The sequence below is a fragment of the Paenibacillus sp. MAHUQ-63 genome (assembly GCF_028765165.1).
Taxonomy (GTDB): Bacteria; Bacillota; Bacilli; order Paenibacillales; family NBRC-103111; genus Paenibacillus_E.
In genome coordinates this window covers 1,000,325-1,018,354 of sequence record NZ_JARADB010000002.1, presented here as the reverse complement: position 1 = coordinate 1,018,354, position 18,030 = coordinate 1,000,325, and the positions used below count along the sequence as shown (strand labels likewise).

The following is an 18,030-nucleotide window of genomic DNA, read 5'->3' as shown; positions in this document are numbered from 1 at the left end:
TCCTTTCTCTGTATCTTTCGATTTTCTCATGAACCGTTTGCGAGTGCAAACGATGCAAACAACCGATCCGCAAATTCGATGTTTGCAGCTCAGTTTGATACAATAAGGGCTGAAGTTAATGCCAAGGGGGACCAACAACCATGAAAGATCCCATCGTCATACAGAACAAACTGCGAGAAGCTATGGGGCATCTCGAGAAAAGGTTCATGGAACGGGAAGAACTTATCCGCGTTCTGCTCCTCGCCATCATGAGCGGCGAACATGTCCTCTTGGTGGGACCTCCCGGCTCGGCGAAATCACAGCTGGCCCGCGCGGCAGCGGATCTATTCGGCAATGAGCCGTATTACGATTATTTATTGACCCGGTTCACAACGCCGGATGAACTGTTCGGCCCTGTTTCTCTTCAGAAATTAAAGCAAGACGAATACAGCCGATTGACGGAGGGTTACTTACCCAGCGCCCGCTTCGCTTTCCTGGATGAAATTTTCAAGGCGAATAGCGCTATTCTGAACTCGCTCCTATCGATTCTGAATGAGCGCGTGTTCTTCAACGGACGGCAAAAACAGCCCTCTCCGCTGCTGTTTTTGATGGCGGCCTCCAACGAGCTGCCTGAGGATAACGAGCAGCTTGCCGCGTTGTACGACCGTTTTTTATTCCGGTTCGAAGTTGAGTATGTGAAGCAAATTGCCAGCTTCGAGCTGATGTTTCAAGCGCCGAATACGCCTGTGCCCGCCATATTGTCGACGGAGCATATTCGCCAGTTAAACAATCAGGCGGCGGACGTCCAGCTGCCGGACGCTCTGGTCTACATGTTGTTTCAGCTGAAAACGGCATTGCAGGAGAAGGACTATGTGCTGTCCGACAGACGCTGGCATAAAATCGGACATGTATGGAAAATCTCTGCAGCCATTCACGGCCGCAGCAGTGTCAACGTTTGGGACACCGTCGTCACCCCTCATATGCTGTGGGATTTCCCTGAGGATTTGACAGAGGTGAGAACGATTTTTGATACGCTGTTCCAAGACATGCTCAAACGCGAAATGGAGCAAGAGCTGCCTCTGCAGATGTACAATTTAACGGTGAAAAAGTGGCTGGATAAAGAGGACGAGCTCCACGCTTTTCAATTCAAAAAAGAGATTGGCGGCGCACTTCACAAAGATGCGGCAGAGCGGCTGAAGCAAAGCCTGGAGGATTGCCGTTCCGAGCTGGAGGACACCGCCCGCAGCTTGCGCGGCAGATTGATCTCCTGGCAGGAAAAGGAGAAGAAATTGCCGGAATGGATTGCCTCGCAATCGATCTTTCTGCAGCATTCCGAACAGTATGCCGTCAAATTCACTCATCTGCGAATCCAAGGAGAGCGTATCCTGCAATCCGTTCAAGGACTGTACCGCACCTTGTTCGACCGTGAAATTCCGGGAATCGCGTACGACTATACTCTCTAAGAGGTACTTCAGCTATGATCATTCGCTGCACCCGGGTCGACCGGTATGTGTTTGAGGGCTATGTCCATTCTTCACGCGTCGCACAGGAATGGATGCGCGAAGCGGTGCGGCAAGCCCCTTGGTTTACACTTGAGCTGTTCGCCGATTTCTTCATGTGCTTCTATTTGCCGAAGCCGGAGATCGACGGGACGGCTCCCGAAACGCCCTTCCACCGCTGGATGGTACTAACATTGACCAGGCAGTACTTCTACGTCTCCATTCACCCTCGAACGATCGGCCAGGTGAACGCCTCGTTCAAGACGGCCCTGAAAGCACTGATGTGGCTGACGGAATCGTACGAGAAAGAAGTGAAGAAAAGGCAGAAGGAACAGCAGCAGATGGGCATCGGCTTGGAGAGAAAACAGCAGATGAGCGGACAGGAGGAGCAAAGCGTCAGCGAGCGGCTCACCGACAAGCAGATCGAGAAGCTGCGGCTCGTCGGCTATACGCTGCAGCAGGGCAAGCGGACTGTCGAGGACAAGCAGGAGGCTGCCGATTCGCGTCCGCTCGTCGCCGAAGAGATCCGTTCGCTGAAGCAGCGGATCTCCGAACTTCAGAGCGAGATGCGCACGGAGTTTATGAAGCGCGACAAGCTGAAGGCGAAGCTCCGCAAGGCGGAGGACGAGCTCAATCGCCGGCAGCGGCAGCTGGACCGCATGAGCGCGAGGGATCTCGCCGCGATGAAGGAGCTGGAGGACGAGCTTGGCGACTGGCTGGGCCGCTCCTTGAAGGAGACGCTGTCCCTCGAAGAGGCGGACAGCTTCAACGTGCACGAGCTCGTGCAGGCGAGCCAGCGTCTTGCGAACCGGCGCTGGGGCAGTGAGCTGGGGAAGCTGCGGCGGCAGACGTTCGAGCATTACGTGCAATGGATCGAGAAGCTGAAGCGCAGCAAAGATCTGGTCGCCTTCCTGCAGGAAGTGGGCCGAAATGTCCACCACCTGCGGGTGGCGCGCAAAAAGCTGCGCACGCCCTACGTGCCCGAAGCCTACGACGATCTGCGCCACTCCGGCGACATCGCGCATTTGCTCCCGAGCGAAGCCAGCTTGCTGGCCGATGAAGATTTCGAGCCGTATTTCCTCGTCAAATGGATGGAAAACAAGCTCATGACATACAACTACACCGGCTCCACCCCGGAGCCTCAGAAGGGTCCCGTCATCTGCATGCTCGACACGTCCCACTCCATGCGCGGCAGCAAGCTGCGGCTGGCGCAATTGTTCACCGCAACGTTCGCCTCCTTCTCCCTCCTGGAACGCCGGGATTTCGTCCTGCTCCTGTTCGGAGCCAAAGGCGAGCTGGTCGAACACGTGCTGTCCTACAAGCGTCCGGACTGGGACCGGTTCTACGGGCTCGCCCAGCTTGCCTTCGGCGGCGGTACGAACTTCGACGCGCCGCTGGGCCGGGGGATGGACATCGTCCAGCACCAGCCGCAGTTTCACGATGCCGACTTCGTGATGGTCACGGATGGCGTCGGTCAGATCTCCAAAGCGACGCTTGGCAAGCTCGCCGCGCTTGGCCAGAAGAAGCAGCTGCGGCTTCATTCCCTCATCATCGGCTCCGCGAGGCAGCATCTCGTCCAGAAATACGAGATACTCGGCGTCTCGCATCAGGTGCGCTTCGCCACCGCATGGGATATGCAAGATCCCGTCAAGGACGAGCTGCTGCTGAATGTGTTTGCAAAGCATTAATAATGCTGCAGCTTCGCCTCTTATGCAGCACGGAAAGAGGGACCAGCACCTTTTGGTGGTGGTCCCTGTTCGTGGCTGGGGCTTTTTCGGCGGCCGGAGGCCATTTGGCAGCAGGGTCTCTAAGAGCAGCCGGAGCTCCTAGAGCGGCAAGACTACTGGCAGCCAGGTCACCTAATGGCGGTCGGACCCCCATTCGGCGACTGGAGCCCTATTGGGCGGTCACCCCCCATTCCGTGGCCGGAGCTCATTTGGCGGTCAGCCCCCCATTCGGCGGCCGGACTTGCTAGAATTCCGAATCGCCGCGCAGGCAACCAACCGATAAATGGAAAAACTCCTGTTATTCCGCTAACCAAGTAGCTTGCTCTATTGGATAACTGGAATACATCCCGTTAAATCTACGATAAATGACCAAATGGCGGCCATTTCGCTGCAATTAGCGGGAGATTTTCCAGTTATGACGCCGGATGAGGCCCAATATGGCTAAATTAATAGGAGAAATTCCAGTTACGCACCTGCCAAGCCGCTCTTCCCTCGCTCCCATACGCAACGTGAAACTTTTTCTTGTTGTCGGAGGATATACATTTGGTAGAAGTGGCTTCGTTTCTACTGTTGCTTCGCGATATCCAATCTGCAGTCTCTCGCATAACAAAACACTGCCTACATGCCCCCCATTCGGCGGCCGGACTTGCTAGAATTCCGAATCGCCGCGCAGGCAACCAACCGATAAATGGAAAAACTCCTGTTATTCCGCTAACCAAGTAGCTTGCTCTATTGGATAACTGGAATACATCCCGTTAAATCTGCGATAAATGACCGAATGGCGACCATTCCTCCATGATTAGCAGGATATTTTCCAGTTATGACGCCGGATGAGGCTAGTTATCGCGAAATTAACAGGAGAAATTCCAGTTACGCTCCTTCTAAGCCATGCTCGGCAACGGCCAGCACAGACCGCTCCCGCTTAGCCAGTGCTGCTCCGGCCAGCACGGTCTCCCGCCGAGCCATGCTCAACTCCTGCCCGCACGAACCGCCCGCTTAGCCATGCTCATCCCCAGCTCACGCGGACCACTACCACTCACCAACCCTCAAAGTTCACGGTTGTTTTTCCCGCAATTAAAAAGGTATTATAGGAAATAACTAGAATTGATAATCATCCAACAGTTAAGGGCGGTGAACCCGTAACCATGGGTTTACATACCTATGTGAACAAAAGCTCTTCATCAGAACGTTCGCACAAGCAAGCACCGGCAGGCAGCACATCCGATCGCATCTCCTCGTTCTCTCCGAACGGCATCGCTCAGCTCCAAAGAACGATAGGCAACCGTGCGGTCGCCCAGATGTTTCAATCCCAGTCCGCGCCGGTTCAGCGCAAAGCAAATAACACCGGCATGCCGGATCATTTGAAGACCGGCGTTGAGAGTCTTTCCGGGATGTCGATGGACGCCGTGAAAGTGCACTATAACTCGGACAAGCCTGCCCAAGTGCAGGCGCTGGCGTATGCACAAGGCAATAACATCCATGTAGGTCCGGGACAGGAGGAACATCTGCCGCATGAGGCCTGGCACGTCGTGCAGCAGCAGCAAGGAAGAGTACGCCCAACCGGGGAGACGGCGCTTGGCTCTTTGAATGACGATCAAGGATTGGAATCGGAAGCGGACGAAATGGGAGCCAAAGCAGCCGATCTAGGCGGAGCAAGCTTGCAAATGAAGGCTGCCCTCCAGACTGGCGAGACGGACTCGGGCTCATCTGCGGGAACGATTCAGAAAGTGGATGCGACGCTTTTCGACGGATTGGATCCCGATAATCCAAGTACCTACGATGTCGGCGGCGGACACTCTTACGCGGACCACGGGGCGCATACGACAGAGGAACAGCAGAGAGAACGGTTAAAAAGCGGAACTGCGCCATCCGGCCGCGTCAGTAAGGTGCCGCCTGGCAAAGCCGCATCGAAATTCGTTTCGGACGACAAGCACAAAGAAGCGTTTCAAACAGCCTATTCCGCACTGGTATCCAAAAATGCGCCGAAGAAAAATCTGGTGGGCATGGGCAGCGTCATAGACGTAGCAGGCGCAGGGGTCGGCTACCTTCGTGACGGTACCGAAGTGGAATGCGACAAGGTACAGCTGGACATTCAACCGTCCGGCGGCAAATTGAAAGTCAATACGATGTTTCCAGTTAGTTAGGAGGAAGCCGCATGCACGCTTTGGACAATAATCGACTGTTCCTTCTTCTACGAGAGTTGGGAGCCAAATTAACGGGCAACCCCCCTTCCACGAAGCAAAATCTATCTTTCGAAGAGCTGATCGTCAATAACGAGCTTGAAGATAACGAAGCTATCCCCACTTGGCTCATGGAGCTGCTATCGAAAGTAAACGCCGGAGAAATCACCGGGGTATGGATTGATTTCACGCGTGATGCAGGTGATGATACGCATGTATTCACTTTCATACGCGAACTGAACGAAGCGCTGCCTATCCAGTATGAAAACAACGAAGAAAGCTGGCTGTTGACATGGCCTCAGCTGAATCTGGAAGTTTGCATCTCCTTCGAAGGATCGTGCTACAAAATTAGCCGCATCGGCGACACCTGGGATATCGAGGAATAAAAAGACGTCTTGGTCCCATTCTGCAATCTCTCGATTGACGTCACCCGTACATATGTACAAATAACCAAAGGCTCTTTTTCAATTGAAAAAGAGCCTCTTTACGTCCTACCCGCTACCCTTCCAGCGCTTCTCCAGATCTTGGCTGCCTGACATCGACAGCCTTCCGCTTCGCGATCAGGAGCGTCAGGAAACCGCTTAGCAGCGTCAAGACCGCCAACGACACGAGGTAGGGCGAGATACCCAGCCAATCCAGACATGCGCCGGTTGCCAGCAACGCAACTTGAAACATCACGCGGTCCAGCATCCCGCGGAACGAGAAGAAGCGTCCCTGCACATCGCCGGGCACTTTAATTTGAAAGAGTGTAGAAATCATAGGAAAGAAAAAAGCGACAGCGCAGCCAAAGATGACGAATGACCCAAGAACGGCATAGCTGCTCTCACTGAAGGACATGCCGGCGAATGCGATGGCAAATAATACCATGAATAACGTAGAACTAGTGACCAGGTTCCGCTTGCCGATCAATCGTTTGGCGAATAAGCCGGCAACCAGAATGCTGGTGCCTTCAAGCGAATAAATCCAGCCCATCAGTTCAGGCTTGTTTTGAATCTCGCTGAACTTCAGCACGAGCAAATTAAAACCGCCGAGAAATAACGTAATAACCCCGCTATTCAGAAGCGCAATGAGAATGGACGGCTCCTGGCGAATGAGCGGGAACAGTTCTGTGAAGCGAATTTTCTCCTTATTGCGGACATTTCCGGAGCTTGCCGTTGCTGCAGACGGAATCTTCAACTGTGTGATCAACACGACAAGAATCATGTAGAAAACGAGCGATAACGCATATACGGTGTACAGATTCATAACGGAAACGAGAATTCCCGCCACAGCCGTACCTCCGATTCGCGCTAAAGTCATGACGTTAAAATTCACGCTGTTAGCTTTCAGCAGCTCGGAAGCAGCCACGACAGAAGGCAATGCCGCTTGCACGGTAGGCATATACACGGTAGCCGCCAGCTGCATGATGACGACGGACAGCAGCATGATCGCAACGGATTCATAATGCAGCGCAGCGAACATGGTCAGCGGTGCCAGACAGCGGAATAAGCCTGACAGCAGCAATATTTTCTTCTTATCATAGCGGTCGGCCCAAACGCCGGCTTGCGGCGAAATGAGCACGCCTAAAAATAATCCGCACATTAAGATCAAGCTTTTGCCTAGATCAGAAGGAACATGGCTTTGCATAAATTGCAAGTTGGCGATAATACTGGTCCATAGCCCTGCGCCTTGGATAGCTTCGCCTATCATCATGTACACAAAAGTTCGGTTTCGAAGCAATGAAGGATTCATCTTTCATCTCCAGTCTTTTTACTCAGCATTCATCCATTATAGCACATACGTTCGCAGTCGACTATTCTTTCCCTCGCAAAAAAACGAAAAAGCAGCTGCCTTTGCAGCCGCCCTCCAATATCTTATTCTTATATCCACAACAGTTCGCTTATGCTTGCATCAAATGTTTGATCGTCTTCAGCGGTACGCCCGTCTGATGATATACCTCAATCAAGGTCGCTCGCGGATGATGGCGAACAAAGTCTTTCACTTTATGCGACTCGGCCAAAAACTGCTGAGAGCATGTTATGCACAGTTTCTCATATTGGGATACGAATACGATTCCGCATGTTTCACAGTTACGAAGCGACATTGCCGGGTTACCCTCCAGTGACCGAATCTTGTACGTTATTGCTTACACCATAAGATTCGATCTCATTCGTCATTATGCGGGGGTAGCAGGCCGAAAGTCATAAGAATGAATTATGAATTTCGACAAGATCGCCCTTTTTCAGTTCGCCGGGACGCTCCACATAGGCTACAATCCCCCTGCTCTTCCAGGCCGCCTTAACGAATCGCTGAGTTAAACTTCTGTCTCCGTAATGATCGGCGATCATTTTGCCCGGTCCGGTACAAGGCTCATTCTCTCCTTCGCAGACCAGACCGCCGCCGCTTGGGAGCATCATCCGGATACCCATCGGCAGCTTGGTCAATTCCGGAGCGCCGCTAATCAGCAGATTGGCTCCCAGCCATTCAGGGCGAATCGTTTCTACCCCTAACCGCTGCGCGATGCCTTGAAGTTCCTCGACGGAAACGATGCTGAGCTGCCGCCGGTTCATAATTTCAGTTCCCCGTTTGTACATAGGCTGTCTCACATTCGCCTTGGCGAATAGGCCGAAATGCCTGTCGCCTTCGATACCGCCGAATTGAAGCTCCACGCCGTCGATTTCCCGGGTGACGAACGTTCCCGGTTCATCTGCGATGAGCACAGCTTCCACTTTTGCAATGATTGACATATCTTGCTCCTCCATCCTTAAGCCCATCTGCTATTCTGATGTTGTGCGTATCTTCGCCTCCGGCCACATGACGCCGTCCTGCCACCCGAGCACGAAGGCTTCCCATCTGCGCGCTTCCGGGAAAACGTCCAAATCGCCGAAGTATTTGGCGATCGCCACATGCTGCGTTGCATGAGCTTTCAGGGCGGCTGCCTTCGTCGCCCAGTCCTTCTCCGTATCCACAATGATTGAAGGCTCATGTCCTTGCTCGCGCAAGCCGTTCGATAACGCATAATAAAGCCTGCGGACGCTCGGGCATTGACCGCTCAGCACCGCCGCCGTCGCCGCTTTGGATATGGTGACATGGTCCGGATGGCCATTGCCGCCATCTTCGGCGAAGCTGAACACATTCTCTATTTCATAACGCTGGATGAACGCGACAACCCCGGCGACGAGACTGTCGAAATCGATGTCCGCCAAGCTTCCGTCCGGCCAGCCCAAATGTTCGATATGCGAAATGCCCAGCACATCCGCTGCCTCAACCATTTCTTGTTCCCGCAATCTCGCCAGTTCCGCTTTATCTGCGGCTCTCTCCAGCCCCTGTCTTCCGGCATCGCCTCTTGTGGCGAGCAGCAAGACGGGCCGGTCTCCCTGATCGGCAAACTGCCGAATCAAACATCCGCTGAGAAACGTTTCATCATCCGGATGCGCATAAATAAATCCATAGCGTTGTCCCATCCCGCTTCACTCCGTTCTTGTTTTTATGTAAAATCCGCAGGCGGATATACCTTCTCAATGACATAAATGGCTTGATCCATCGGCATGGAACCTTCTTGGTGTTCATGGAGATCCGCCAGCTGCACATTCGTTCCGTTCCGATCGTCTACTGCCACGACAAACCGGATACCAAGACCATCCGCCAGCCGTTTGCCGGCTTCTACGGACAAGCTTTCCGTTCTCGCCGCAATGCCTGCCAGCTTCAGTTCGCTCATCATCCGATAGGCTTGCTTGCACGCTGCCTGCGCAAGCAGGATGACCCTCATGCTCTCATCGCTCGATGCATAGCTGTTATCACGACTGCCGACTTCATTCGCGTTCCCTCGATTTGCATTCCCCATACCTTAACCAATCCCTTCTCCCGAGATAAAAAAACGCGCCGGACCCATGGTCCTGCGCGATTTGCTATCCCGCAGGGTGGCCAACGCGAAATGCGTTAGCCCACCCTGATCGTTCCAGGTATGTGCTAACGCTTATGAAAATAATGAAATTGTACGAACCATGCTGTTGATTTCATTCTGATTCGTCTCCTTCACCGTCATGATTATCCTGATTATAGCGGGGGGTTGTCATCATTGCAACTATTTTTTCCTGGATTAGGCAAGTATAGCTTCGATATCACCGGCAATATCTGCAGGCTCCGTTCTTGCACTGTACTGCTTCACGACAATACCGCTTGCATCTACAAGGAATTTCACGAAATTCCATTCGATCTCACCCGTGCGGTATGGCTCCGGCGTATGGCTCAGCAAATACGTAAACAACGGATGCGCATGCTCGCCCTTCACGTCCACTTTAGCAAACATGGGGAATGTCACCTGATAGTTCAGCTCGCAGAAAGCTTGAATTTCCTCATTCGTCCCCGGCTCCTGTCCGGCGAATTGATTGCAAGGGAAGCCTAAAACAACCAGCCCTTTGTCCTGATACTGCTCGTATAAGCTTTGCAGGCCTTTGTAATGAGGAGTAAGTCCGCAAGCGCTAGCCGTATTGACAATTAACAACACCTTGCCTTTGTATGCTGAAAGCGGCTGCGTCTCTCCCTTAATCGTCTGAACTTCGATATCATATATGGACATCTCGATCGGCTCCTTCTCCAAGTAGATTTCGTACATGTCCATTATAGCATTGTTTTCCATCGACCCCAAATACACCTGAACACGGTTACACTTCCCATATCTTAACAGGTGTGTTATATTGTTTACCTGCTTATACGATACGCGATTCTAACTACATCAACTCTTAGGAGGTAACTGATCTTGGACACAAAGACTCAAAGTGCCTATCAAGAAGAACTGCAACGGCTTGAGATAACGAATGCCGAGATTGACAAACAGCTGGCAAGGCTGCGAGCTACACCCGTCTACTACGGACCGGATCTCACAGAGCAAGCGCTGGAGGTTGCCCGCGAGAACAGCCGCCACAACTTGGCCAAAGCCGTCGATGAACCGTATTTCGGCAGGCTTGACTTTCAGGAATCCGGCACCCCCGCCTCGTCGCCGCTTTATATTGGGAAATCCGGCGTAGAAGACGAACGGACCGGCCGCCTGCTCGTTATCGATTGGCGTGCACCTGTAGCCAGCCTCTTCTATTCCTTCACCGGAGGTCTGGACCCCGCGTCCTACGACTCCCCGGACGGCCTCATCGAAGGACTCGTTTATTTGAAGCGCAACCTGGTCGTTCGAAAGCAGATTCTTCAGCGGGTCGTCGATACATACGACCGTAATGAAGATTCCTTAGCCGTTGGCGATGAATTTCTGCTATACCGGCTAGGCGAGAACAAAGATAACAAGCTGCGCGATATCGTTTCGACGATTCAAGCGGAACAGGACCGGATTATCCGTGCAGCCAAAAATACAGCCCTCATCATACAAGGAGTAGCCGGCAGCGGTAAAACAACCGTAGCCTTGCATCGCCTTGCTTATTTGCTTTACCAATACCGTGAACAGGTCCGAGCCGAACGGATGATCATTTTCGCCCCGAACTCCATGTTCCTCGACTATATCTCCGGCGTACTGCCTGAACTAGGCGTGGGCAATATCCAGCAAAGCACGTTTACCGACTGGGCGCTGGATGTGCTGGACCAGGAAGTGAAGCTGGCGGATCAGGCGTTGACACTGCAAACGTGGTTCGCTCTTGGCAGCAAAAGACCGCCGATCGACGATAACGCTCCTGGAAGATTCAAAGGCTCCATTGCCTTTAAAGCGATGTTGGACTCGTGCCTGACGCAATTCGAGGCCGCCTACATCCCGACAGCGGATTATGTTCCATGGGAAGGCAGCAAGCTGCCGCTAGCAACGATCCGCGATTGGTTCTTTGTCGAGAACAAGCATTATCCGGTTGCCAAACGCCGTGAACGGGTCGTAGCCCGAATCAAGCGTTGGACGGACATGCAGCTTGACAAGATATGGGACCAAACGCGAAAAAAAGACTTGAAAAAGAAATCGGGTCAACGACTTCGCACGTATTTAACAGGCTGGCCTGAACATACGGCTTTCAGCTTCTACAAGACGCTGTTCGCCGACAGCACGCCATATCATTTGCTGGGCCAACTGCCGGAGCCGCTCGTCAGTTCCTCCTTGAAGCTGTTCAAGAAGAAAGAAGTGCAGCTTGAGGATCTCGCGCCGCTTCTCTATATACACGCTCGCCTCTATGGCATCCCTTCGGAGCACATTTTCGATCATGTTGTCATCGACGAAGCTCAGGACTTCTCGCCGTTCCAGGTCGCCGTACTCGATCAATACACACGCAACAGCTCGTTCACGATCCTTGGCGACTTATCGCAAGGCATTCATGCCTACCAGGGCATCCAGGATTGGAAAGAATTTTCCAGCCTGTTTGACGAAGGGCAGCAGGGGTATTTCGAGCTGGAACGAAGCTACCGGTCCACGATGGAAATTATCCAATTCGCCAATCTGGTGCTGAAGCGAGGCGTAGAGAATCCTCTGCTGGCGGTGCCCGTGTTCCGAAGCGGCAACAAAGTCCGGGTGCTGCAGACTGCTGCGAAAGACCGGCTGCCGCTCTTGCACCGGGCTATCGCCACGATGCAGCAAGGAAACTCGAGCACAATCGCCGTCGTCGCCAGAACGGAGAAACAAGCGGAAGAGCTTCATGAAGCACTGGCCGCTGCAGGCATCGAGACGAATCTCATCACCTCCAAGCAGCGTGTATACCGAGGCGGCATCTCGGTGCTTCCGGTGTACCTGACCAAAGGGTTGGAGTTCGATGCCGTTGTGCTCATGGATGTCACCTCCGTGCAGTACGAAGCCACGCTGATGGATGCCAAATTGCTGTATGTGGGCTGCACCCGCGCCCTGCATGAGCTGTGGCTCATAGCGGCAGGCGATCTATCGCCTCTTGTCGCTACCGACGATTCGGATATCGTCACAACCGAATATCCCGCATAACGAAAGAAGACACCTGACGGTTCCCCAAGCTGCATGGCTACAGCCAATGCCTTCGGAGATCAGGTGTCTTCTTCTTTAGTAAGCGATCAGCACGCCGCCTTCGCCGGCATACGTGCCGATCACCGTTCCCATATTGGCGAACAATACTCTGCGGAACGGGTGCTTCTCAAGCAGCTGATGCAGCACTTCGCGCGCTCTTTCTTCGCAGTTGCTATGCGCGACCGCAATCACGTCATGCTCGTAATCGTGATGCTTCTCGCCTACTTTGGCAATCAGCCGCTTCAATGCCTGCTGTGTACCGCGGATTTTCTCCGTTACTTCAATCGAGCCTTCCTCGCTAGCTTTCATGAGCAGCTTAATATTCAGCACGGAGGCTACGGCGCCGCGAACCCGGTCAAGGCGTCCGCCTTTGATGACGTTATCCAGTGTGTCCAGGAAGAAGAGCGTGCCTGTCCGGGGGATCCAACCGTGTACGGCTGAAGCCACTTGCTCGAAGGAAGCTCCGGCCGCCGCTAATTTGGCCGCTTTATAGACCAGAACGCCCAAGCCAAGCGATGCTGTTTTGGAATCAATTACCTCAATGCTCCCCTGATAGCCTTCTTCCAGAAGCAGTTCCTTGGCCATTAAGGCATGATGATAGGTGCTGCTGATCGCGGATGAAAGACAAATAACAAGAATATCCTGATCTCTCCCAGCCTTATCCGAATAATTCGATAGAAAGTGCTGCGGTGACGGACTTGAAGTCTTCGGCAGTACGCTTTCCGTTTTCATTCTCGCGTAGAAATCGCATAAGTCCATGTGAGGAGACATGCACTTCTCTCCAAAATGTACGGACAATGGCACGATCGAAATCCCTAGCTCGTCTACTATCATTTTGGGGAGGTCGCAGCTGCTGTCAGTGATAATCTTGATTGTCGTCATGGTGTACACTCATTTCCTAAGTAGTGGCGAATACGATTCCTACCGTTCGAGGTCCGCAGTGAGAGGAAACCACGCAGCCGGTTTCGGTTATGCAGACTTGTTTCACAGAAGTGTGTTGTTCGATTTGTTGTTTGAGATAAATCGCCTCGTCCGCCGCCATCGCATGTGTAATGAACAAATATTCCGCGTCCATCTTGTCCTTGAGGGCGAGCGCATTATTCAGCAATTGTGCGAGCGCTTTCTCGCGCTTGCCCCTCACCTTGTCGGTTAGTGTCATGGCGCCTTCGATCACCTTCACGACCGGCCTGATCTTCAGCAGGCTCCCGATGAAATGCTGTACGCTCGAGCATCTGCCGCCTTTGTGCAAATATTCCAATGTGTCGATGATGAACTCCACTTCGATCCGGGAGCGCAGCGATTCGATCAATGCCTTGATTTCGCCGCTGCTCCTGCCGTCCCTAGCCGCTTGCGCGGCTTTCAAGACGAGAAGACCGATACCGGTCGATAAATTCCGGGAATCTATCACGGTCACTCTATCATCCGGAAAGGATGCAGCCGCAATCGAGGCATTCTGAATGGTTGAAGATAATACGGAGGACAGTCCGATATAGACAATGTCATCCCCGGCTGCGATGACTTTCTCGAACGCCCTCTCGAAATCGGCCGGGGACGGCGCTGCCGTTTGGGGCAGTTTGCCGCGGGCTTCTACGAGCTCGAAAAGCTTGTCGGGCTTGATCGTTAGGCCATCCTTATAGGATCGATCATCAAACACCACATATAAGGGCACCTTTTCAATTTCATTACGTTGAATCAATTCATCGCTTAAATCGCATGTGCTGTCTGTATATATACGCACCCGAGGCATTGCGTCTACCACCTTATCTCATCTATGTGCCAAACTATGAAAGCGCATTACATCTATTGATTGTCTTTCAGTATATAAGATATAGCGTGAAAGCTCAATCATACAAAATGATGCAAATGGACACAGCTTAAGGCTTAGAAGCCATAGATGGTCATACCGCCGTCGACAAACAACGTTTGGCCGGTTATATAATTGGCTGCATCGGAAGCCAGGAACACGGCAGGCCCGACCAATTCCTCCAGCTCGCCGACACGGCGCAGCGGCGTACGCGCAATGATCTCCGCCAAGTAATCCGGATTCGCTAGAATGGTTTCCGTCAGCGGTGTCTTGAAATACCAAGGGCCGATGCCGTTCACGTGAATGCCGAACTTGCCCCACTCCAGAGCGAGCACTTTGGTCATTTGGATCATCGCCGCTTTGGTAGCCGCGTATACAACCCCCGTGCGCAGGGCAACCTGACCGGCAACGGAGGCAATATTGATAATTCGCCCGTAGCCCTGCTCTTTCATCCGTTCGCCGACGATCTGGGAGCATAAGAAAGCCGATTTCAGATTCGTCTGCATGATCTTATCCCATTCCTCGTCCGTCACCGCCAGCGCTTGGCTGCGAATGTTCATCCCGGCGTTATTAATCAGAATGTCGATCCGTCCGGTCTGTTCGACGAGCAGCTTCACGGCCTCATCAATCTGTTCCCTGCTTGTGACGTCGACCCGGAAAGGATAAGCTTGTCTGCCCAGGGCGCGAATTTCGCCGGCAACGCTCTCCAAATCGCTTGCCGTGCGGGCAAAAAGCGCCACATCCGCTCCCGCTTCCGCAAGGCCGATGGCCAGCGCCCTGCCGATGCCTCTGCCGGCACCGGTGACAATTGCAATTTTATTTTGTAATTGAAATGAAGGTAAAAACATATTCGCATCGTCCAATCTATAAGGAGTTGTTATTTCAGAAGGAAAGAAGGGATTTCAGTTGGAATATTCCGTCAAAGAAGAGAAAGCTAACGCCATCTCCCACGGAATCGGCGTTCTATTAAGCATCGCGGCGCTAATTCTGCTCGTGATTCAGGCCAATCTGCATGGAAACGCTTGGCATCTCGTCAGCTTCAGCGTGTTCGGAGCTGCGCTCGTTATCCTGTATACGTGCTCAACCTTGCTGCACAGCGTTAGACATCCGAAGGTTAAGGATGTGTTCGAACTGCTCGATCATTCTGCCATCTATGTCCTGATTGCCGGCACCTATACGCCATATTTGCTGGTTACACTGCGCGGACCTTTGGGTTGGACCTTTTTCGGCGTCATCTGGGGACTGGCACTTGCGGGAATCGTGCTCAAAATCTTTTTCGTGAAACGATTTATACTGATTTCGACGCTTTGCTACATTTTGATGGGCTGGCTCATCGTCGTTGCCTTCAAGCCGCTGTACACCAACCTGCCTCTCGGAGGTATCGTATGGCTCGTCGCCGGGGGGCTTCTATATACATTCGGATCGATCTTCTATGTATGGAGGCGCATCCCTTATCACCATGCCATATGGCATATTTTCGTACTGGCCGGTAGCGCCTGTCATTTCATTTCTATTATCGGATATGTCATCATGTCATGAGGTTGTAACGAACTGCCGCAGGTGTTGAGGAGTAACCGCCTTCTCCACCTGACGCGCCAGTTCGCCGTATCCCAACTCATTCGGGTGAATCGCATCGTCCGCCAAGTAGCGGGTATTCTGCCCGACGAAAGAGTCGTACACTTGCACGACAACAATATGCGGCTGCTCCAATTTACGCAGGAACAAATTAAACCGCTGCACCCAGTAGGCTGCATCCGGTACCTGAGGCAACGGATTATACAAGCCGACTAAAGCCATTAAGTATGGAGTCTGCACGCCCTGCCGAAGCGCCTCAATCTGCAGCATTATCTTTTTGTAATTCGCTTCGTAGGTTTGAAGTGCCGCTTTCAGGAACCCAGGATCGTTTTGGTAAAAAAAGGGAATGGCCGCTTGGATCAAGTCGTTGCCGCCGGCTGTCATCGTAATGATATCCGCGCTGCGGATATCCTGCTGAATTTGCGGGTCGGACTCCATCGTTTGGAGCAGCTCGGAGGTTGTGGCACCGTTCGTACCCGCTTGGATCAAATGTACCGGATGGTTCAGCTCCTGCTCGACCTTCAGCCGAAAGATGTCCACGAATCCAAGGCCTGCCGGCGCTCCGAAACCAACGGTCAGCGAGTCGCCAAATGCCAAATAATTGATGGTCTTAGCCATTGCTATCCTCTCCCTAAAGCCTGACGTAGGATAGTATATGCATAAACGCCTAGTTTGGGAAGAGCGGCGCATGCTCGTTTTTTTATACGTTTACATGCTCTTGAACGAATTTCTCGATCTGCGCTTTCTCAGCGTATGTGAATTGAAACTCACAGTCGCAGCCTTCGTCATGCAGAACGATCTGCACGATGTCCCCTTGCGAGTTGCAAATGACAAGAACGGACGGGTCGACCAATTCCTCCGGAAACCGTTCATCCGCTTCTTTGTGAATGTCCAGGAAGATGTCGAGCCACTGCCCCCGGCTCTCCCGCTCCGCAAAGGACAGCGTAAACCGGTGTTCAGCGTGCTCATCTCCGTATTTCATCATCTGATTATTCCTCCCCGCTGCATCAAATTTTCATCAGGAATTGCCTGTCTTTATTGTAACCCAGGAACGCATCAAGTGGTAGTTTGCCCTCCTTTATACTACAATGGAGGTATGTCCTATTCCATAAAGGAGTTAAGCGAAATATGAAATCTACCATATTCCAAACCATCGATGCCTATGCCGGCAGATTCAAAGCCATCTCCAGTTTCATCGGAGCGAACCCGGAGCTCGGGCATGAAGAATTTCAAGCGGCCGCCCGCCTGACCGTGGAACTGGAATACCACGGTTTCCAGGTTGAACGAGGCGTATTAGACATCGCCACTTCCTTCATCGCGACCTACGATTCCGGCAAACCCGGGCCTGTAGTCGCGTTCTTAGCCGAATACGACGCATTGCCGGAGCTGGGCCACGCGTGCGGGCATCATCTCATCTGTATGATGAGTATCGGTGCGGCCGTCGGGCTTCAATCGGTCATCGCCGAGACCGGCGGGAGCATTCGCGTGTACGGGACTCCGGCGGAAGAGACCAAGGGCGCCAAGGTGCCGATGGCCGAAGCAGGATTATTCCGCGATGTGGATATCGCCTTGATGGCGCATCCTTACTACACCTACGAGAAATCCGGCGAATCGCTGGCGATGGATGCCATCCAATACGAATTCTTCGGACGTCCGGCGCATGCCGCGGCTCAGCCGTACGAAGGCATCAACGCGCTGGATGCCGTCATCCAGCTGTTCAATTCCATTAACGCGCTGCGCCAGCAGCTCAAATCGGACGCGCGTATCCACGGCATCGTCAGCGAAGGCGGCAAGGCGCCGAATATTATTCCGGACTATGCCGTCGCCCAATTCTATATCCGTTCCGCTTCGCGAACTTATACGAACGAGCTCGTGCAGAAGGTGCTTCGCTGCGCCGAAGGCGCCGCACTCCAAACCGGATGTACGCTTAAGACGTCCAATTATGAGTTCTCGTATGACGAGCTGCGTACGAATGAAACTCTGTCTCAGGTGTTCTCGCAGCAGCTGACTGAGATGGGGGTCCGTCCGGAAGCGATCGAAACCGGCAAGGATCACGGCTCGCTGGATTTGGGCAACGTATCCATCCAGTGTCCGACCATTCACCCCTTCGTGAAAGTTGTCGGCGAGAAGCACATGCTGCATACGAAGGAATTCCGCGATTTGGCGCTGCAGGAGCCTGCATTGGACGCGATGCTGTTCACGGCCAAGGCGCTCGCTTCTACAGCCTATGAAGTGTTGATCTCGCCCGAGCTGCTCCAGAAGATCAAAGCGGAGTTTGCCGCAACGGCGAAATAGAGCTTATTCACGGTCAGCGGCCACAAATCAAAAGCGGCACAATCTC

18 protein-coding genes are annotated in these 18,030 nt (G+C 52.9%); 7 read left to right on the top strand and 11 right to left on the bottom strand.

All coding sequences use genetic code 11. From position 1 onward, the window contains the following. Positions 1-140: 140 nt before the first annotated feature. The 4 genes from PUT07_RS12855 to PUT07_RS12840 all read left to right on the top strand — a co-directional run bounded on the left by PUT07_RS12855 (position 141) and on the right by PUT07_RS12840 (position 5,771). Positions 141-1,442, top strand: coding sequence for an AAA family ATPase (locus tag PUT07_RS12855; RefSeq protein ID WP_274468442.1), 1,302 nt, complete (start codon positions 141-143; stop codon positions 1,440-1,442). Positions 1,443-1,456: 14 nt separating this feature from the next. Then, positions 1,457-3,166 carry a vWA domain-containing protein gene (locus tag PUT07_RS12850; protein WP_274468441.1) on the top strand — a complete coding sequence of 570 codons (1,710 nt, stop codon included), beginning with the start codon at positions 1,457-1,459 and terminating at the stop codon, positions 3,164-3,166. Positions 3,167-4,350: 1,184 nt separating this feature from the next. Next, entirely contained in the window at positions 4,351-5,349 is a 999-nt protein-coding gene (locus PUT07_RS12845) for an eCIS core domain-containing protein (protein ID WP_274468438.1), read from the top strand. A gap of 11 nt (positions 5,350-5,360) precedes the next feature. Further along, complete coding sequence (locus PUT07_RS12840; protein WP_274468437.1) at positions 5,361-5,771, top strand: hypothetical protein; 411 nt, start codon at positions 5,361-5,363, stop codon at positions 5,769-5,771. 112 nt (positions 5,772-5,883) lie between these two features. On the opposite strand, the gene PUT07_RS12835 is transcribed toward PUT07_RS12840, so the two are convergent. The 6 genes from PUT07_RS12835 to PUT07_RS12810 all read right to left on the bottom strand — a co-directional run bounded on the left by PUT07_RS12835 (position 5,884) and on the right by PUT07_RS12810 (position 9,943). Further along, positions 5,884-7,116, bottom strand: a complete 1,233-nt coding sequence (locus tag PUT07_RS12835; protein ID WP_274468435.1) for an MFS transporter — start codon at positions 7,114-7,116, stop codon at positions 5,884-5,886. 148 nt (positions 7,117-7,264) lie between these two features. Next, a complete protein-coding gene (locus PUT07_RS12830; RefSeq protein ID WP_274468434.1) occupies positions 7,265-7,468 on the bottom strand; it encodes a hypothetical protein in 204 nt (67 codons plus the stop codon). 97 nt (positions 7,469-7,565) lie between these two features. Then, on the bottom strand, positions 7,566-8,111 hold the full coding sequence (locus PUT07_RS12825; protein WP_274468432.1) for an MOSC domain-containing protein: 546 nt from the start codon (positions 8,109-8,111) through the stop codon (positions 7,566-7,568). A 30-nt stretch (positions 8,112-8,141) separates the two neighbouring features. After that, the gene (locus PUT07_RS12820; protein WP_274468431.1) at positions 8,142-8,828 is read right to left on the bottom strand and encodes a PIG-L deacetylase family protein; all 687 of its coding nucleotides are present in this window, start codon (positions 8,826-8,828) and stop codon (positions 8,142-8,144) included. A gap of 23 nt (positions 8,829-8,851) precedes the next feature. Next, the gene (locus tag PUT07_RS12815) at positions 8,852-9,208 is read right to left on the bottom strand and encodes a hypothetical protein (RefSeq protein WP_274468430.1); all 357 of its coding nucleotides are present in this window, start codon (positions 9,206-9,208) and stop codon (positions 8,852-8,854) included. Between the two features lie 255 nt (positions 9,209-9,463). Next, entirely contained in the window at positions 9,464-9,943 is a 480-nt protein-coding gene (locus PUT07_RS12810; protein WP_274469309.1) for a glutathione peroxidase, read from the bottom strand. Between the two features lie 180 nt (positions 9,944-10,123). Here PUT07_RS12810 and PUT07_RS12805 point away from each other — a divergent pair, with 180 nt between their 5' ends. Further along, positions 10,124-12,271: a HelD family protein gene (locus PUT07_RS12805; RefSeq protein WP_274468429.1), complete on the top strand. Its 2,148-nt coding sequence runs from the start codon at positions 10,124-10,126 to the stop codon at positions 12,269-12,271. 75 nt (positions 12,272-12,346) lie between these two features. On the opposite strand, the gene PUT07_RS12800 is transcribed toward PUT07_RS12805, so the two are convergent. The 3 genes from PUT07_RS12800 to PUT07_RS12790 form a co-directional block, all read right to left on the bottom strand. Next, positions 12,347-13,192, bottom strand: a complete 846-nt coding sequence (locus tag PUT07_RS12800) for a DegV family protein (protein ID WP_274468428.1) — start codon at positions 13,190-13,192, stop codon at positions 12,347-12,349. A 16-nt stretch (positions 13,193-13,208) separates the two neighbouring features. Beyond that, complete coding sequence (locus PUT07_RS12795) at positions 13,209-14,057, bottom strand: DegV family protein (RefSeq protein WP_274468426.1); 849 nt, start codon at positions 14,055-14,057, stop codon at positions 13,209-13,211. A gap of 134 nt (positions 14,058-14,191) precedes the next feature. Then, positions 14,192-14,962, bottom strand: a complete 771-nt coding sequence (locus tag PUT07_RS12790) for an SDR family NAD(P)-dependent oxidoreductase (RefSeq protein ID WP_274468425.1) — start codon at positions 14,960-14,962, stop codon at positions 14,192-14,194. Between the two features lie 58 nt (positions 14,963-15,020). Between PUT07_RS12790 and trhA the strand changes: the two genes are divergently transcribed. Then, positions 15,021-15,653 carry a PAQR family membrane homeostasis protein TrhA gene (gene trhA / locus PUT07_RS12785; RefSeq protein WP_274468424.1) on the top strand — a complete coding sequence of 211 codons (633 nt, stop codon included), beginning with the start codon at positions 15,021-15,023 and terminating at the stop codon, positions 15,651-15,653. Here the strand turns inward: trhA and PUT07_RS12780 are convergent. Both PUT07_RS12780 and PUT07_RS12775 read right to left on the bottom strand, forming a co-directional pair. Next, a complete protein-coding gene (locus tag PUT07_RS12780; RefSeq protein WP_274468422.1) occupies positions 15,648-16,307 on the bottom strand; it encodes a GDSL-type esterase/lipase family protein in 660 nt (219 codons plus the stop codon). The two genes, trhA and PUT07_RS12780, sit on opposite strands and share 6 nt — an antisense overlap. 82 nt (positions 16,308-16,389) lie before the next feature. Then, a complete protein-coding gene (locus PUT07_RS12775) occupies positions 16,390-16,674 on the bottom strand; it encodes a hypothetical protein (RefSeq protein WP_274468420.1) in 285 nt (94 codons plus the stop codon). Positions 16,675-16,817: 143 nt separating this feature from the next. Here PUT07_RS12775 and PUT07_RS12770 point away from each other — a divergent pair, with 143 nt between their 5' ends. Further along, positions 16,818-17,984: a M20 family metallopeptidase gene (locus tag PUT07_RS12770; protein WP_274468419.1), complete on the top strand. Its 1,167-nt coding sequence runs from the start codon at positions 16,818-16,820 to the stop codon at positions 17,982-17,984. Positions 17,985-18,030: the final 46 nt, after the last annotated feature.